Raw genomic sequence first — 15,406 nt, 5'->3', positions numbered from 1 at the left:
GGCCGTCACTCGGCGCGCAGCCGGGCGATCATCGCCCGCACCGCCCACATCTGGGGACCGCTGCGCCGGGCATAGTCGGCCCCGCTGTAGCCCCACCAGTCCCAGCAGCCGGCCGGGTTGCCGGACCAGCCGAAAGCGTCCCAGGCCGGCGCCCAGGCCCGGCTCTGCGGATACAGCACGACGATGCGGTTGGCCTCGGCCCAGCGGTTGTAGCCGGCGTCCCACACGAAGTCGTCGCCGACGGCGTCGGTGTTCTGGCTGCAGCCGTGGAAGGCGACGTGCAGCCGGCAGCCCTCGCCGTCGGGCACACAGGCCTCCGGCAGGTAGAGGAAGCCGACCGTCGCCAGGCCCGTGCTCTCGTCCTCCGCGTCGAAGAACGCGCGCTGGTCGAAGCCGATCAGGCGATCGCGGCGCGGAACGCCGGGAGTGTCGGCGAACCCGTCCGGCAGCAGGTGCCGCAACAGCTCCCCGGCGACGTCGCGGTCGCAGTCCACGACGAACGGCGGCGCCTGATCGCCGCAACCCAGCTTCGGGAACCGGCTCTCGCCACGGAACTCGTCGACCGGCATGCCGTGCCCCGCCGGCACGTCGTCGACCAGCGTCAGGCGCTCGCCGGTCACCCCGAACCGGCGGTACAGCCCGGCCAGCGCCTGCACGGTCGCCGCCGGCACGATGGTGTCCCTGGTGCCGGAGAACAGCCAGGCCCGGTCGTCGGCCAGGTTGGCCGGATCGTCGATCGCCGCATCCGAACGGGCGACGTCGACGACCGCCAGGGCGTGCGCCACGGTCGGGGCGCCGGCCGGGGCGCCGAGCCAGCCGGACCACAGCTCGACCGTCGGGCGGCCGATGCGGGTGCAGACGCTGAGCGCGGTGATCGTGCGCCCGTAGGGATGTATCGACAGCCACCATGGAGTCGCCGGCGGCTCCGCGCAGCCGTACGGGCCGCCGGCGACCAGGCCGGCGCCGGCGATCACCCCGGAGTAGGCGACGTGCATCTGGTGGGCGAAGAAAGCGCCCGACGACAGGCCCGACACCGTCACCGGGCCGGGGTCCAGGCCCGGCAGTTCCGGCAGCCGGCCCGGCTGCGCTTCCGCGCGGGCCGCCATCAGCAACCCGAGCACCATCACCGGCAGCCAGCGCATGGACGCCTCCGTTCCCGACCCGCACCCTCGTCGGCGAGCGTGCCACAGCCCGGCCGGCGAGGGAACGCGTGCGGCCCGTCGCCGGCAACCGGAACGTCAGCCGGGCGGGTCCCGGGTCGACCGCGACGGGTGCCGCGGCACCCCGTCCCCGACACCTTCGGGGCCGCGGCGGCCCTGCGGCTTCATTGTTCCTTAAGGCAATCTGCCGGATACCGTTTCGATGCTCCGCCTCTACGACTGCATCGTCGAACAGCACGACACCGGGCTGGTGCTCCTGGCCGGTCTCGTCTGCGTGCTCGCCTGCTACACCGCGGTCAGCCTGATCGCGCGCACCCGCCGGCTGACGGGGCCGCCGCGGCTCGCCTGGCTCGGCTCGGCGGCCCTGGTGACCGGCGGCGGCATCTGGTCCACGCACTTCATCGCCATGCTGGCGTTCGCCGCCGCGGTGCCGGTCGGCTACGACCTGCCGCTGACGGTCGCCTCGGTGGCGATCGCCGTGGCGATGTCCGGTCTCGGCCTGCTGGCGGCGATCGTCGGCGGTGCGCCGGTGGTCGGCGGGGCCATCGTCGGCATCGGGATCGCGACCATGCACTATACCGGCATGGCGGCGCTCGAGGTGCCGGCGGTCAGGCACTGGGATCCGGCTTATGTGATCGGGTCGATCGCGGTCGGACTGCTCGGCGCCAGTGCCGCGATCGCCGGGCTGGTGCGCGGCCGGCTGGGGCGCCCGGGCGCCGCCGGCCTGCTCGCCATGGCGATCTGCGGCCTGCACTTCACCGGAATGGCGGCCTTCAGCCTGCAGGCCGACCCGCGGATCGCGCTGCCGGAGCGGGTCATGGCGCCGGACTGGCTGGCGGTGGCGGTCGCCGTGGTCACCGTCCTGATCGTCGGCTTCGCCCTGGTCGGGGCGATGGTGGACGAGCGTCTGGCGGAGCGCGCCGCGGCCGAGGCCGAGCGCCTGCGCCGCCACGTCGCCGAGCTCGAGGCGACCAAGCGCGACCTCGAGGCCACCACCGGGCAGCTGCAGGTCGCGCTCGAGGCCGCCGCCGCCGGCAACCAGGCGAAGTCGCAGTTCCTGGCGGTGATGAGCCACGAGCTGCGCACCCCGCTCAACGCCGTGATCGGCTTCTCCGAGATGATGCTCCGCGAGATCTACGGCCCGCTCGGCGACCGGCGATATGCCGGGTTCGCCGAGACCATTGCCAGCAGCGGCCAGCACCTGCTGGGCCTGATCGACGACGTGCTCGACTTCTCGGGCCTCGACGCCGGCCGGCTGCAGCTCCACGAGGACGAGGTCGACGTCGGCGCCCTGCTCGCCGGCTCGGTGCGGATGCTCGAACGCCAGGCCGAGACCGCCGGCGTCCGGGTCGAGGCCGATGTTCCCGGCGACCTTCCGGCCGTCCTGGCCGACCCGCAACGGCTCCGCCAGGTCGCGCTGAACCTGGTGTCCAATGCCATCAAGTTCACCCCGACGGGCGGCACGGTGACGGTTTCCGCGTCCCACGGCGCCGAGACCGGCATGACCATCACCATCGGGGACACCGGCATCGGCATCGCCGCCGAGGACATCCCGCGGGCGCTGGAGCAATTCGCCCAGGTCGACAACCGCTTCAGCCGCCGCTTCGAGGGCACCGGCCTGGGGCTGCCGCTGTCCAAGCGGCTGGTCGAGCTGCACGGTGGCGCGCTCTCGATCGAGAGCACGGTGGGTGCCGGGACCGTGGTCACGGTCACCCTGCCGCGCGAGCGTCTGCGCCCCCGCGCCACCGCGGCCTGACCGCTCGCGATCAGCCGGCGAGCCGCTCGTTCGACGGGAACATGTACTTGCGGGCCTCGGCGTCCATCTCGGTCTTGAAGGCGTGGCCGGCCTTGTCCTTCACGGCGATCGCCCGCGCCGCCGCCGGGCGGGCGTTGATCTCGTCCATCAGCCGCTTGAGGTTCGGGAACCTGTCGATCGCCCCCTCGTCGAGCACCAGGTGCGCCATCCGCACCCAGCCCCACACCGCCATGTCGACGATGGTGTAGGTGTCGCCGACCATGTAGCGGTGCTTGGCGAGGTGGTCGTCGAGGATCCGGTAGTGCCGCTCGGCCTCGAAGTCGTAGCGGTTGATGGCGTACGGGATCTTCTCCGGCGCCATCCGCTTGAAGTGCACCGACTGGCCGGAATACGGGCCGACGCCGGTCGCCACGAACATCAGCCAGGACAGCAGCTGGCCGCGGGTCTTCGGGTCGCCGGCCGGCATGAACTTGCCGGTCTTCTCGCCGAGGTACAGCAGGATCGCGTTGCTGTCGAACACCGTGACGTCGCCGTCGACCAGCGACGGCGCCTTGGCGTTCGGGTTGATCGCCAGGTACTCCGGCGTGAACTGCTCGCCCTTGCGGCTGTCGACCGGGATCGGCTCGTACTCGAGGCCGGCCTCCTCGAGGAACAGGGCGACCTTCATCGGGTTGGGACCGGTGTTGTAGTAGAACTTCAGCACGTCAGGCCTCCGGGTTCGGATGGTTGGCGGAGCGGCCCGGCCGGGCGCCCGCGGGGAAAGCTGCGGCGGAGTGTGCGTCGGGTCGCCGGCCGGCGCCGTTCACGATCCGATGAGCCGGGTTCGGCCCTCCCCGGAACCGCGCGCGGGCTCTCACGCCTCGCCGCGGTGCACCGGGTCGACCCACTTGACCGCCTCCGGCTTCTCGACCGGCTCGATGTCCAGGTTGACGACCACGTTCTCGTTGTCGCTGCGCACCAGCACGCAGTCGAGCGGCTCGTCTGTCGAGGCGTTGATCTCCTGGTGCGGCACGAACGGCGGCACGAAGATGAAGTCGCCCGGACCGGCCTCGGCGACGTATTCCAGGTTCTCGCCCCAGCGCATCCGGGCACGGCCGCTGACCACGTAGATCACGCTCTCCAGTTCGCCGTGGTGGTGGGCGCCGGTCTTGGCGTTCGGGTAGATCTTCACGGTGCCGGCCCACAGCTTCTTGGCGCCGGCGCGCGCGGTGTTGATGGCGGCGGCGCGGTTCATGCCCGGGGTCTGGGCGGTATTCGGGTCGAGCTGGTCGCCCGGGATCACCTTGATGCCGTGCTCCTTCCAGTCGACCGAACCCGCTGCCGGCGGGCCGTCATGGTGGTGATGGTGATGATCGCTCACGGCTGCCTCCTTCGGCGAATCGAACGAATGTTCCGTTAATCGAACATCTATCCCATTCGTCGGACAGGGCAAGCGTCCGCTGCGGAACGACTGCGTTCGCAGGTGCGGAATCAAGACGGTGGATCGCCGGCGCGATTCCTGCCAGTTTCCGCGCCCCCGGTATACGCGCCCCGTATACGCACCCCGGGCTTCAGCGCCCGCGGGACGGAGCCATCGCGGAGACGAGCATGAACAAGGGCCTGTCGCGTCCGAAGAACCAGATCCGATTCCTGCTGCTGGAAGGCATCTCGGCCTCCGCCGTCGAGGTGCTGCACAGCAACGGCTACGACAACGTCGAGGTGCTGCCCAAGGCGCTGGAGCAGGACGCGCTGATCGCGGCGCTCAAGGACGTGCAGATGCTCGGCATCCGCTCGCGCACCCAGCTCACCGACGCGGTCCTCAAGGCCGCGCCCTCGGTGGTGGCGGTCGGCTGCTTCTCGGTCGGCACCAACCAGGTCGACCTGGACGCCGCCCGGCGACGCGGCGTGCCGGTGTTCAACGCCCCGTTCTCCAACACCCGCAGCGTCGCCGAGCTGACCATCGCCGAGATCGTGATGCTGGCGCGCGGCATCTTCGCGAAGTCGACCGCCGCCCATCGCGGCGGGTGGATCAAGAGCGCCGCCGGCAGCCGCGAGGTGCGCGGCAAGACGCTGGGCATCGTCGGCTACGGCAACATCGGGACCCAGCTGGCGGTGCTGGCCGAGGCCATGGGCATGCGGGTGGTCTACTTCGACCGCACCGACAAGCTGCGGCACGGCAACGTCGAGCCGACCGACACTCTGGGCGAGCTGCTGGCGCGGGCCGACGTGGTGTCGCTGCACCTGCCCGAGACGCCGGAGACCCGCGGCATGTTCGGCGCCGCCGAGATCCGCGCCATGAAGCCGGGCAGCTTCCTGATCAACAACGCCCGCGGCAGCCTCGTCGACATCGACGCGCTGGCCGCCGCGCTGAAGGACGGGCATCTGGCCGGTGCGGCGGTCGACGTCTTTCCCGCGGAGCCGAAGTCGAACGCCGACGCCTTCGAGAGCCCATTGCGCGGCCTCGACAACGTGATCCTGACGCCGCATGTCGGCGGCTCGACCGAGGAGGCGCAGGAGCGCATCGGTGACGAGGTGGCGCGCAAGCTGGTGGAGTACTCCGACGTCGGCTCGACCCTGGGCGCCGTGAACTTTCCGCAGGTCCAGCTGCCCAAGGGCGGCTCGGTCACCCGCTTCATCCAGGTCCAGCGCAACCTGCCGGGCGAGCTCGGCAAGCTGAACGACCTGTTCGCCAGCCACCGCCTGAACATCTCGGCCCAGCACTACCAGACCGACGGCGAGATCGGCTACGTGGTGCTCGACGCCGAGGGCGAGGTGCCGGACGCCTTCGAGATCCTGACCGAGATCCGGGCGCTGCCCGGCACCATCCGGGCGCGCCTGCTGAACCGGGTGTAGCGGACGTCCGGCGACCGGCCGCGCGGGGCTACCGCCCGAACGCCACGTCGGTGGTCTTGCGCAGCTTGCGGACCACGCGGTTGAGGAACAGCCGGACGATCGCCGGCGTGTGCTCCATCAGCTCCTCGTACTGCTCGCGCGAGATCAGCAGGCAGTCGGTGTCCTCCAGCGCCCGCACGTAGCGGGCGTGCGGCACGTGGTCGACCAGCGCCATCTCGCCGAACACTTCGCCCTTGCCGAGCAGCGCCACGACGACCTTGCGGCCGCCGGACATGCGGTAGACCTCGACCCTGCCGGCCTCGATGAGGAACGCCCCCTGGCACGGCTGGTCCGGCTTGAGGATGACCTCGTCGTGGTCGAAGGAAACCTGCTTGAGCTTCATGGCGTCCCCCCGGTCGCGTCGTCAGGCCCGCCGCATGGCGGCGGTCAGCAGGCCGGCGCCGATCAGGCAGCCGCCGCCGACCCGGTTGATCGCCCGCAGCACCGACCGGCTGCGCAGCCGGGCCCGGATGCCGCCGGCCAGCACGGCGTAGCCGCCGTTGGTCAGCGCCGCCATGCCGACGAAGGTCGGCGCCAGGACGGCGAGCTGCGGCAGCACCGCGCCGTCGGCGGTCATGAACTGCGGCAGGAAGGCGACGAAGAACGCCAGGCTCTTGGGGTTCAGCGCGGTCACCACGAAGCCGTGGATCGCCCGGCGGTGGCCATGCGCCGACGCGGCCCGCTCGACGGCCTGGGGGTCGATCGGCGCCCGCCACACCTTGACGCCGAGCCAGACCAGATAGGCCGCCCCCGCCCACTTGAACACCGTGAACACCTCGGCCGAGGCCGCCAGCAGCGCCCCGAGCCCGAGCGCCGACACGCTGATCGCCAGCAGGTCGCCCAGCAGCACGCCGGCGACCGTGCCGAGCGCCGCCCGCCGGCCCTCGCCGAGCGCATAGCCGACCACCAGCATCACGGTCGGCCCGGGGATCGCCAGGACAGCGAACGAGGCGGCGGCGAAGGCGAGCCAGGTCTCCAAGGTCATCGGTCCCTCCCAGGATGGCCATCCGCCGGCGCAGCCCGGCGGCGGCTCAACGGCCGCAGCTCAACGGCGGCCGCCTGCCTGGAGCAATCCCGTTCCCGCCGCCGCGGTCAACCCCCGACGCGCCGCGCCGGCCGGATCGTCATGGCGGATCGTCGCGGGCGCCGTGCCGCCTCACCCACTCCTGGTACCCGGGCTGTCCGCGGACCGGCGGCGGCGCGGGCTGGACATGGCAGCCGCGCCGCCCGCAGCACCGGCAGCGCGCCTTGCGGGCCAGCATCACCAACGGCACCCGCGGGCCGTACCGGGCCGTCAGCGCCGCGATCGGGACCGTGTCGCGGTTCAGGCAGTTCGGCGTGACGCACCAGAACTGCAGATGCGTCGCCCCCTGCCGGACGAACGTCCCGAGCGCGTCGTCCGAATAGACCCAGCCGTTCCGCATGACTGGAACATACCAGGAACATTCGGATGACGACCAGCAACCCAGGGCTGCGGTGCACGGACTCCGGCGCCCGTTCGCGGACGGTCCGCACACCTGCCCGGGCGATCCCCGGGCCGGGGTCGAGCCTCAGACGATCCTGGTGAAGAACCGCCGGTCTTCCCGCTTGTCGGAGCCTTCCGGCGCGAACATCGACTGCCGCACGCGGCGCGGGTCGTCGACCTCGACCGCCCACGGGGTCACCTGCAAGACCCGGTCGAGCAACCGGTGCGCATCGCCGTTGGCGCCCGCCCGGCCGGCAAACAGCTTCGGCGGTCGCTTGGAGCTCTTGTACTCGTCGGTGATGAACAGAATTTCCCAGCCGAACATGTCGCAGAAATCGTTGGCCGCCAGGATGTTCCCAAGCGCCTTGGTCTGCGGAAGCGGCTTCCGAATCGTCATCTTCGCCGGCGAATACATGATATCGTAGTAGTCGTCGACCGCGATGATGCCCGATTTCTTCATCTTCTTGGCATACGCACTCAAATCAGCAAACTGATCGTCGTAGTTGTCCATCGTGTCGACATAAATGAAATCGAAATAGCCGTCCGGAAACTCCCGGGCCGCCGAAACCGCATAGTCCCGCGTGACCGTAACCTTGCCCTCGGCCTCTTCAGAGGCGGCCCACTCGAGCGTCTGCCGGTAGTACTCGTCGAACTCCGCGCGGACCTCGCGCGCCGCGGGGTCCGGGTCGTTCGGATCGACGTCCATGGCCCAGGGGTCGATGAGGTGCATCGCCGTGGGCTTCATGGTGCCGAACATCCGTCGCGCATTGAAACCGCGCTTGACGCCCAGTTCCGCCATCGTTCCGTGCTTCGGGACGAGGCCGAGAATATCCTGGAAGTCCATGCCGACGATGTACATGCCGAGATCCCGGTGGTTATTGGCGCAAACGGAGTCTCTTCGGTCACAGGGTGATCGAGGAGGCTGGATTGTTACCCAACATGGCACACCGGGAGAAGTCCGAATATCCGGCCCGCCAGCAGAGGTTGCGGAAATCCGGAGCACGGGCCGGGACGGTGGCGCGGGCGGCTTTCTCGCGCACCGAGCGCATCGACGGCGGGCAGCGCGCCGCCCCGTTTCCGCCACCGCCGACGGCGAGCGACCGCGGCCCGACGGCCATGCGGAAGCCGCGGGCCGGGCATGCGCGAATTCCGCGCGAATTTGCCCTTGACCCCCGGCCCCCCTATCCCCATTCTCCGCTGCATCAACGGCCGGGCAGCGGCGGGGAAGTTCCCCACGTTTCCTGGCCGAAGTTTTTAGGGCGGCATCCCGCCCGTTCGGAGGTGCTCGACGCACATACTGCACGGTAATCGCTTGGCGAAATCCCGTGTCAGCCCGCCCTCTCGGGGGTGGGTTTTCTTGTCTGCCCATTCCGCTCGTCCCGTAGGGCCCGCCGTGGTCCATGGGGGTGGAGGGTCTAAGGGTAGCTGGGTCAATCTTCTGGTTAGGAGGAGTGAGTGATGGATCAAAAGCTCGCCGCCAAATTGGGGATGGACTCGGCCACTCAGCCGAGCGAATTCCATGCAGCTCCCCAGGGGGCCGATACCCTCGAAGCCCGCGACACCGGGCACGAGGACAACGTCATCCGCCTGCCGTCGGCCGGGGTCACCACCTCGGACGAGCGGCTCGACCACTTCGTCAAGCGCGACGGCCTGACCTTCGCGGGTACCCACCTGATCATCGATCTGTGGGGTGCGAAGCGGCTTGACGAGCTCGAGCACATCGAGGAAGCCCTGAAGGAGTGCGTCACCGCCGCCGGCGCGACCCTCCTGCACTGCCACCTGCACCACTTCTCGCCGAACGGCGGGGTGTCCGGCGTGGCGGTGCTGGCCGAGTCCCACATCTCGATCCACACCTGGCCCGAGTGCGACTACGCCGCCCTCGACGTGTTCATGTGCGGCGACGCCAAGCCGCATGCCGCGATCGAGGTGCTGAAGCGCGCCTTCGAGCCGGCGACCGTCAACCTCGGCGAGCACAAGCGGGGCATGGTGGTATGACCGAGTGGTTCACGGAGACGCTGCACCCCTGGCTGGCGCAGCGTCTCCGGGTCGACCGGGTCCTGTACCGCGACAAGACCGAGCACCAGGACCTGATCATCTTCGAGAACGAGCGCTTCGGCCGGGTGCTCACGCTGGACGGCGTGGTGCAGACCACCGAGGGCGACGAGTTCGTCTATCACGAGATGATGGCGCACGTGCCGATCGTGGCGCACGGTGCCGCCCGCCGGGTGCTGGTCATCGGCGGCGGCGACGGCGGCATGGCCCGCGAGGTGCTGAAGCACCGGGCGGTCGAGCGGGTCACCATGGTCGAGATCGACCGCGGCGTGGTCGACATGAGCGTCGAGCACCTGCCGTCGCTGTCGGCCGGCGCCTTCGACGACCCGCGCCTGGACCTGGTGATCACCGACGGCGCCAGGTACGTGGCCGAGACGCACGAACGCTTCGACGTGATCATCGTCGACTCGACCGACCCGATCGGCCCGGGTGAAGTGCTGTTCACCGCCGAGTTCTACGCGGACTGCAAGCGCTGCCTGACCGAGGGCGGGATCGTCGTGACCCAGAACGGCGTCCCGGCCGTGCAGGGCTCGGAGGTCACCAACTCGTGGAACCGGCTCGGCAAGTCGTTCGCGGACGTGTGGTTCTACGTGGCGGCGATCCCGACCTACCAGGGCGGGTTCATGGCCATGGGCTGGGCCAGCGACGACCCGGCCAAGCGCCGGCACGACGTCGCCGCCATCGAGGCCCGCTGGGCGCCGCTCGGGATCGAGACCCGGTACTACACCCCGGCGATCCACCGGGCCTGCTTCGCCCTGCCGAAGTTCGTCCTCGACCTGATGCGCTGAACCAGCGCCCGAGGTGCCCTCCGCTTTGCGGCGGGGCTTCCAAAGCTCAGTCCGTCAGCAGCTTGCCGATCCGCCCGGTCAGCACCTGGCCGCCGGCGATCTTGGCGACGGTCTCGCCCGGCCACACGAAGCGGTGGCTCTTGCGGGCGAACAGCAGGCCGTCGGTGCCGGCGGTGATCTCGATGCGGCCCTCGGCCGGGTCGTCGGCGGTCGGGTCGATCAGGTCGGCGATCGGCTGGCCGGCCGTCACCTCGGCGCCGAGCGGCACCCGGTAGCTGACGATCCCCGGCAGCGGCGCCTTGACGATCTCCATGCCGGCCAGCGGCATCGCCGGCCGCAGCAGCTCCGGCACCGGCCCGGGGTCGCCGCCGATCACGCCGCGGTGCTGCAGGAACCGGTACAGCCGGTCGGCGTCCTCCTCGGCCAATGCGTCGCCGACATCGGCCATGCCGCGCAGCTCGACGGTCGAGGACAGGCAGGCCGACGGTACCGGCGCGCGCTGCCCGAACCGGTCGCGCAGGTCGAGCCAGGGCCTGCTGAGCGACTCGTCGAACGGGTTGCCGCCGGATTCGTCGGCCAGCATGGTCGCCGGGCACTCCAGGAACGCCGGCAGGTCGGCGGCGTCCGGCCACAGGTGCTCGGGCAGGTAGACGTGGACCGTCGCGTCGTCGTCGCAGTGCAGGTCGAGGGCGATGTCGGCGTCGCAGGCCAGCCGCATCAGGGTCAGCCGCAGATAGGCCGCCTCGCCCTCGGCACGGGCCGCCCGCTCGGCCAGGATCTCGCCGAAGGCGTCGCGGATCAGCGCCACGTTGGTCGCCGCGTCGGCCCCCAGCCGGCCGTCCACCATGTCGCCGATGGCGCGCGACAGCTCCGGGTACTCGCGGTTGAAGTTGGTGCCGTCGGCCAGGCTGAAGCGCCCGGTCATGTGGCCGCGCAGCACCTGGGACTGGCCGATCGGATTGGCCACCGGCACCACCACGACCTGCCCGAGAAGCGGGTCCTCGCCGGCGTCCAGGCGGCGGATCAGATGGTGCAGTACCAGCAGCCCCGGCAACTCGCCGGCGTGCAGCCCGGCCTGCAGATAGGCCTTCGGCCGGGCGTCCGGGTCGCCGTAGGCGTGCACGGTCAGGTGCCGCTCGGTGCCGAGGCTCATCGGCGGCAGCGGAAAGCGCGAGACGATGCGGGTCATGGTCGGAACCTCGGCACGAGTAACGCGGGAAGCGGCATTCGGCTGAGCTGGGCGGACTCTGTCAAGGACGGCGTCGGTCGGTGCGCGGTGGGAACCGGAGGCGGCGGATGGGTTCCGGCTCGCCCGCGCCGGGGCGGCGCGTTCGTCCGGAATGACGTCTGGAGTGGGAGAGCGACGACCTTCTCTTTCTAGTCGTCATTCCGGACCGGACCGCCAGCGGCGGGACGGAGCCGGAACCCACGAAGCGACCGGCGTCGGCATGGCACCGCACGCCGCCGCCCCGTGCTATGGTCGCGGCCGCCCCGAAACGCCGACGCCCATGACCGAACCGACCGCTTCTCCCGATCCAGTCCCGGCCGTCTCGGTCCTGATCGTCGCCTGGCAGTCCGGCGGCCACCTGTCGCGTTGCCTGGACGCGCTGGAGCGCCAGAGCTTCCGGGACTTCGAAGTGGTGCTGCTGGACAACGGCTCGACCGACGGCGCGGTCGACCGGGCGGCACCGCGGCCGTGGCTGCGGATCGAGCGCTCAGCCGACAACCTCGGCTTCGCCGCCGGCAACAACCGGGCGGCAGCACTGGCCCGCGGCCGCTGGCTGGTGACGCTGAACCCCGACGCGTTCGCCGAGCCCGGCTGGCTGGCGGCGCTGGTCGCCGCCGCCGAACGCCACCCCGAGGCCGGGTCGGTCGGCTCGGTCCAGCTCCTGGACTCCGACCCGACCCTGTTCGACGGCGTCGGCGACCCGCTGCACGCGGTCGGCGCCGCGTGGCGCGGCGGCCGCCTGCGGCCGGCCCAGCCGGTCGCCGAGAGCGCGGTGTTCGGGGTGTGCGCGGCGGCCGCGCTGTACCGGCGCGACGCCTTCGACGCCGCCGGCGGGTTCTGCGAGCGGTTCTTCTGCTTCTACGAGGACGTCGACCTGGCGGTCCGGCTGCGACTGGCCGGCTGGACCGCGGTGGTGACGCCGGACGCGGTGGTCCGGCACGTCGGCTCGGCCTCGGCGCCCTCGGCCTTCGTGCTGCGCTACGCCACCCGCAACCGGGTCTGGACCTGGCTGCGCGGCATGCCCGGCCCGCTGCTGGCGGTGACGGTTCCGGCGTCGATCCTGCTTGGCCTCGCCGGCGTGCTCGCCGACCTGCTGCGCGGGCGCGGCGCGGCACGGGCGGCGGCCTTCGCCGAAGCGCTTTCGGCTCTCGGCGAGACCCTGGCCGAGCGCCGCACCATCCAGGCCGCCCGCCGGGTCGGCACCGACGGCTTCGCCCGGGCGCTGACCTGGTCGCCGGTCCGCTACCTGCGCCGGGCGGTCGACCTGCGGTCGATCCCGGACCTGCCGGCGCGGGTGGCCGAGCCGCCGGCCGACGGCGCCCGCGTGGTCGCGGTGATCGTCAGCTACCGGCCCGACGAGACGCTCGACCGGGTGCTGGACGCCGCCCTCGCCCAGGCCGCGGCGGTGGTGCTGGTCGACAACGGCTCGGACGCGGCGACGCAGGCCCGTCTCGCGGCAAGGGCCCGGGACGAGGATCGGCTGACGCTGATCGCCAACGCCGACAACGTCGGCCTGGCGGCCGCGCAGAACCAGGGGCTCGAGGCCGCGCTCGCCGGCGGTGCCGACTGGGTGCTGCTGCTGGACGACGACAGCGTGCCCGGCGACGGCATGGTCGCCGCCATGCTGGCGACCTGGCGAGGGCTGGCCGAGCGCCGGCGGGTCGGGCTGCTGACGCCGCGGCTGACCGACGCCGAGGGCACCGTGCGGCCGCAGCTGCTGACCGCCCGTGGCCGCTTCGACCTGGCCCGCACGCCGCTCGGCCCGGGCACCGTGGTACGCGACGGGGTGTTCGCGATCGCCTCGGGCAGCCTGATCCGGGCCCGGGTCCTGGAGGTCGCCGGCCGCATGGACGCCCGGTTCTTCATCGACTACGTCGACGTCGAGTTCAGCCTGCGGCTGCGGCGCGCCGGCTTCGAGATCGTCGGGGTCGGCGACGCGGTGCTGACCCACCGCCTCGGCGAGGTCCGCACCGCCCGCCTGCTGGGGCGGGAGAAGACGCTCAGCACCCACGACGCCTGGCGCCGGCGGATGATCCACCGCAACCGGGTGCGGGTGTGGCGGCGGCACGGCACGGTCAGCCTCGGCTGGCTCGCCTTCGACATGGCGGCGGCGGCGTACGACGTGCTGAAGGCGGTGCTGTACGAGGACGCCAAGGCCGCCAAGCTGGCGGCGATCGCCAAGGGTCAGATCGAGGGCTGGCGGGACTGAGGGCTGGCGGGACTGAGCGCCGCCCGGGACTGAGCGCCGCCGGCGTCCGTCAGTCCTCGCGGGCCACCCGCAGGCCGAGGCGTTCCAGCACCCAGTTCAGGGTCAGCGGCACCGCGCGCACGGCGAGCCGCAGGAAGATCGCCATGCTGATCAGCCGCAGCGCCAGGTCCGGGTACTGCGGCCGGAAATGCTTGCCGAAGTACTTCGCGACGCTGACCGACTTGTGCCACTCGACCACCAGCGGGAACACCCGGCTGGTGCCCTTGACGTGGGTCACCGCGGCGTCCGGCACGTACAGGATCGCGCCGCCGGCCTCCTGGATGCGCAGGCACAGGTCGACGTCCTCGACGTGCAGGAAGTAGTCCTCGTCCATGCCGCCGACCCGGTCGTACATGGCCCGCGGGATCAGCATGAACGCGCCCGAGATGCACTGCACCGGGGTGATCTCGGTCAGCGGCTCGGTCTCGTTCAGGTTCAGCCGCTGGAAATGCGGGTGGTTCGGCATCAGCCGGTCGAGCCGGAACTGCTCGACCAGGCAGGTCCAGGGGGTCATCAGGTTGCGCCGGCCGCCGCGCTGCTCGGTACCGTCGGTGTTCTCGATCCGCACCGTCAGGGCGCCGGCGCTCGGGTTGTCGGCCAGCACCTGCAGGCCGCGCTGCACCACGCCCGGCCGCAGCATGCAGTCCGGGTTGAGCAGCAGCAGGTGGCTGCCGGTCGCGGCCCTGGCCCCGAGGTTGCAGCCGCGGGCGAAGCCGACATTGCCGTGGCCGCGGATGATGCGCAGCCGCTTGTCGGCCTCGGCCAGGGTATCGACCGCCCGGCGTGTCTCGGCGGAATTGCCGTTGTCCACCAGGATGACGGCGTCGACCGCTTCCTGCTCCAACGCCGCGCGCAGACTGTCGATCAGGACCGGGCCGGTCTGGTAGGAGACCATGACGACCGAGCAGGTGCCGAGCGCATCGGACTGCGTCCGGTTCCGGATGTCCTCGGCCGAGACAGCCACTTTCGGCCGATAGGGGACCACTTGTGAGTGCTCGGTGTTGGGCAGCGGTTGGATATTCAAGATCACGCCGATCGTTTTCGGGCCGTCGCCGGCCAGCCAATCACGAGGGTTTTCGTCAAACCGTTCCGAGCTCGCGCACAGGATTAGAAGACATTAACACAGCCTCCCTTATGCAGGAAACGCGCAAGCAGGCCGAGTTTATCCCTCCGGGCGGCCGATTTTTGCAGAACCGCCGCCGAGCGGCGCTGCTTGTCCCGGCTTCGAGGCACATGCTATAGGCCCCGGCGTTCCGAGCCCGTTCCGGAGGCAGTGGCGTGCAGGTCGAGTCGCTCGCGATCCCCGATGTGAAGATCATTACGCCGAGAAAGTTCGGCGATCACCGCGGCTTCTTTTCCGAGACCTACAGCAAGCCGGCCTTCGAAGCCGCCGGCCTGCACCTCGACTTCGTGCAGGACAACCACTCCATGTCGGCGCCGGTCGGCGTGCTGCGCGGCCTGCACTTCCAGGTCCCGCCCTACGCCCAGGACAAGCTGGTGCGCGTGGTCCGCGGCCGGATCTTCGACGTCGCGGTCGACATCCGCCACGGCTCGCCGACCTTCGGCAAGTGGGTCGGCGCCGAGATCTCGGCCGAGGCCTGGAACCAGATCCTGGTGCCGGTCGGCTTCGCCCACGGCTTCGTCACCCTCGAGCCGGACACCGAGGTGATCTACAAGGTCACCGCTCCGTACGCGCCGGAGCACGACCGCGGGATCGCCTGGGACGATCCCGACGTCGCGGTGTCCTGGCCGCTGAACGGCATCCGGCCGACCCTGTCCGACAAGGACACCCGCCATCCCCGGCTGGCCGAGCTGCCCGCCCATTTCACCCTCTGAGG

At 71.0% G+C, this 15,406-nt stretch carries 15 protein-coding genes; 6 read left to right on the top strand and 9 right to left on the bottom strand.

Annotated features, from left to right (window positions below; translation table 11 throughout):
* Nucleotides 1-5: 5 nt before the first annotated feature.
* Nucleotides 6-1,142, bottom strand: coding sequence for an extracellular catalytic domain type 2 short-chain-length polyhydroxyalkanoate depolymerase (locus IE246_RS21820; protein ID WP_189993659.1), 1,137 nt, complete (start codon nt 1,140-1,142; stop codon nt 6-8).
* Nucleotides 1,143-1,362: 220 nt separating this feature from the next.
* Here IE246_RS21820 and IE246_RS21815 point away from each other — a divergent pair, with 220 nt between their 5' ends.
* Nucleotides 1,363-2,916 (top strand): sensor histidine kinase, encoded by a 1,554-nt coding sequence (locus tag IE246_RS21815; RefSeq protein ID WP_189993657.1) that lies wholly within the window; start codon nt 1,363-1,365, stop codon nt 2,914-2,916.
* A 10-nt stretch (nt 2,917-2,926) separates the two neighbouring features.
* Here the strand turns inward: IE246_RS21815 and IE246_RS21810 are convergent, their stop codons facing one another.
* Nucleotides 2,927-3,619, bottom strand: a complete 693-nt coding sequence (locus IE246_RS21810; protein ID WP_189993655.1) for a glutathione S-transferase family protein — start codon at nt 3,617-3,619, stop codon at nt 2,927-2,929.
* A 150-nt stretch (nt 3,620-3,769) separates the two neighbouring features.
* The gene (locus tag IE246_RS21805; RefSeq protein WP_189993653.1) at nt 3,770-4,276 is read right to left on the bottom strand and encodes a cupin domain-containing protein; all 507 of its coding nucleotides are present in this window, start codon (nt 4,274-4,276) and stop codon (nt 3,770-3,772) included.
* Between the two features lie 227 nt (nt 4,277-4,503).
* On the opposite strand from IE246_RS21805, the gene serA reads away from it, so the two are divergent.
* On the top strand, nt 4,504-5,748 hold the full coding sequence (gene serA / locus IE246_RS21800) for a phosphoglycerate dehydrogenase (protein WP_189993651.1): 1,245 nt from the start codon (nt 4,504-4,506) through the stop codon (nt 5,746-5,748).
* A 28-nt stretch (nt 5,749-5,776) separates the two neighbouring features.
* Here the strand turns inward: serA and IE246_RS21795 are convergent, their stop codons facing one another.
* The 4 genes from IE246_RS21795 to IE246_RS21780 form a co-directional block, all read right to left on the bottom strand.
* A complete protein-coding gene (locus tag IE246_RS21795) occupies nt 5,777-6,130 on the bottom strand; it encodes a Crp/Fnr family transcriptional regulator (protein ID WP_189993649.1) in 354 nt (117 codons plus the stop codon).
* Between the two features lie 21 nt (nt 6,131-6,151).
* Entirely contained in the window at nt 6,152-6,772 is a 621-nt protein-coding gene (locus IE246_RS21790; RefSeq protein WP_189993647.1) for a LysE family translocator, read from the bottom strand.
* Nucleotides 6,773-6,911: 139 nt separating this feature from the next.
* On the bottom strand, nt 6,912-7,211 hold the full coding sequence (locus IE246_RS21785; protein ID WP_189993645.1) for a hypothetical protein: 300 nt from the start codon (nt 7,209-7,211) through the stop codon (nt 6,912-6,914).
* 126 nt (nt 7,212-7,337) lie between these two features.
* Entirely contained in the window at nt 7,338-8,111 is a 774-nt protein-coding gene (locus tag IE246_RS21780) for a class I SAM-dependent methyltransferase (RefSeq protein ID WP_189993643.1), read from the bottom strand.
* A 599-nt stretch (nt 8,112-8,710) separates the two neighbouring features.
* Between IE246_RS21780 and speD the strand changes: the two genes are divergently transcribed.
* Nucleotides 8,711-9,247, top strand: coding sequence for an adenosylmethionine decarboxylase (gene speD, locus IE246_RS21775; protein WP_189993641.1), 537 nt, complete (start codon nt 8,711-8,713; stop codon nt 9,245-9,247).
* Nucleotides 9,244-10,092 (top strand): polyamine aminopropyltransferase, encoded by an 849-nt coding sequence (gene speE / locus IE246_RS21770; protein WP_189993640.1) that lies wholly within the window; start codon nt 9,244-9,246, stop codon nt 10,090-10,092. Before speD ends, speE begins: the two co-directional genes overlap by 4 nt.
* Before the next feature lie 46 nt (nt 10,093-10,138).
* Here the strand turns inward: speE and IE246_RS21765 are convergent, their stop codons facing one another.
* Nucleotides 10,139-11,281 (bottom strand): succinylglutamate desuccinylase/aspartoacylase family protein, encoded by a 1,143-nt coding sequence (locus tag IE246_RS21765; RefSeq protein ID WP_189993639.1) that lies wholly within the window; start codon nt 11,279-11,281, stop codon nt 10,139-10,141.
* 319 nt (nt 11,282-11,600) lie between these two features.
* On the opposite strand from IE246_RS21765, the gene IE246_RS21760 reads away from it, so the two are divergent.
* Nucleotides 11,601-13,529, top strand: a complete 1,929-nt coding sequence (locus tag IE246_RS21760; protein ID WP_189993638.1) for a glycosyltransferase — start codon at nt 11,601-11,603, stop codon at nt 13,527-13,529.
* A gap of 49 nt (nt 13,530-13,578) precedes the next feature.
* Here IE246_RS21760 and IE246_RS21755 read toward each other — a convergent pair whose 3' ends face one another.
* Nucleotides 13,579-14,532 (bottom strand): glycosyltransferase family 2 protein, encoded by a 954-nt coding sequence (locus IE246_RS21755; RefSeq protein WP_229837432.1) that lies wholly within the window; start codon nt 14,530-14,532, stop codon nt 13,579-13,581.
* A 314-nt stretch (nt 14,533-14,846) separates the two neighbouring features.
* On the opposite strand from IE246_RS21755, the gene rfbC reads away from it, so the two are divergent.
* Nucleotides 14,847-15,404: a dTDP-4-dehydrorhamnose 3,5-epimerase gene (gene rfbC, locus IE246_RS21750; protein WP_189993637.1), complete on the top strand. Its 558-nt coding sequence runs from the start codon at nt 14,847-14,849 to the stop codon at nt 15,402-15,404.
* Nucleotides 15,405-15,406 lie beyond the last annotated feature (2 nt).

The organism is Thalassobaculum fulvum (assembly GCF_014652915.1).
Lineage (GTDB): Bacteria > Pseudomonadota > Alphaproteobacteria > Thalassobaculales > Thalassobaculaceae > Thalassobaculum_A > Thalassobaculum_A fulvum.
Note: the sequence above shows the minus strand (reverse complement) of the source record. Positions and strands in the feature narration are given on the sequence as shown.

Bases quoted from the DNA above. Each gene is read 5' to 3' on its own strand.
- IE246_RS21820 (WP_189993659.1), bottom strand. From the start codon at position 1,142: ATGCGCTGGCTGCCGGTGATGGTGCTCGGGTTGCTGATGGCGGCCCGC.
- IE246_RS21815 (WP_189993657.1), top strand. From the start codon at position 1,363: ATGCTCCGCCTCTACGACTGCATCGTCGAACAGCACGACACCGGGCTG.
- serA (WP_189993651.1), top strand. From the start codon at position 4,504: ATGAACAAGGGCCTGTCGCGTCCGAAGAACCAGATCCGATTCCTGCTG.
- IE246_RS21795 (WP_189993649.1), bottom strand. From the start codon at position 6,130: ATGAAGCTCAAGCAGGTTTCCTTCGACCACGACGAGGTCATCCTCAAG.
- IE246_RS21790 (WP_189993647.1), bottom strand. From the start codon at position 6,772: ATGACCTTGGAGACCTGGCTCGCCTTCGCCGCCGCCTCGTTCGCTGTC.
- IE246_RS21785 (WP_189993645.1), bottom strand. From the start codon at position 7,211: ATGCGGAACGGCTGGGTCTATTCGGACGACGCGCTCGGGACGTTCGTC.
- IE246_RS21780 (WP_189993643.1), bottom strand. From the start codon at position 8,111: ATGTACATCGTCGGCATGGACTTCCAGGATATTCTCGGCCTCGTCCCG.
- speD (WP_189993641.1), top strand. From the start codon at position 8,711: ATGGATCAAAAGCTCGCCGCCAAATTGGGGATGGACTCGGCCACTCAG.
- speE (WP_189993640.1), top strand. From the start codon at position 9,244: ATGACCGAGTGGTTCACGGAGACGCTGCACCCCTGGCTGGCGCAGCGT.
- IE246_RS21765 (WP_189993639.1), bottom strand. From the start codon at position 11,281: ATGACCCGCATCGTCTCGCGCTTTCCGCTGCCGCCGATGAGCCTCGGC.
- IE246_RS21760 (WP_189993638.1), top strand. From the start codon at position 11,601: ATGACCGAACCGACCGCTTCTCCCGATCCAGTCCCGGCCGTCTCGGTC.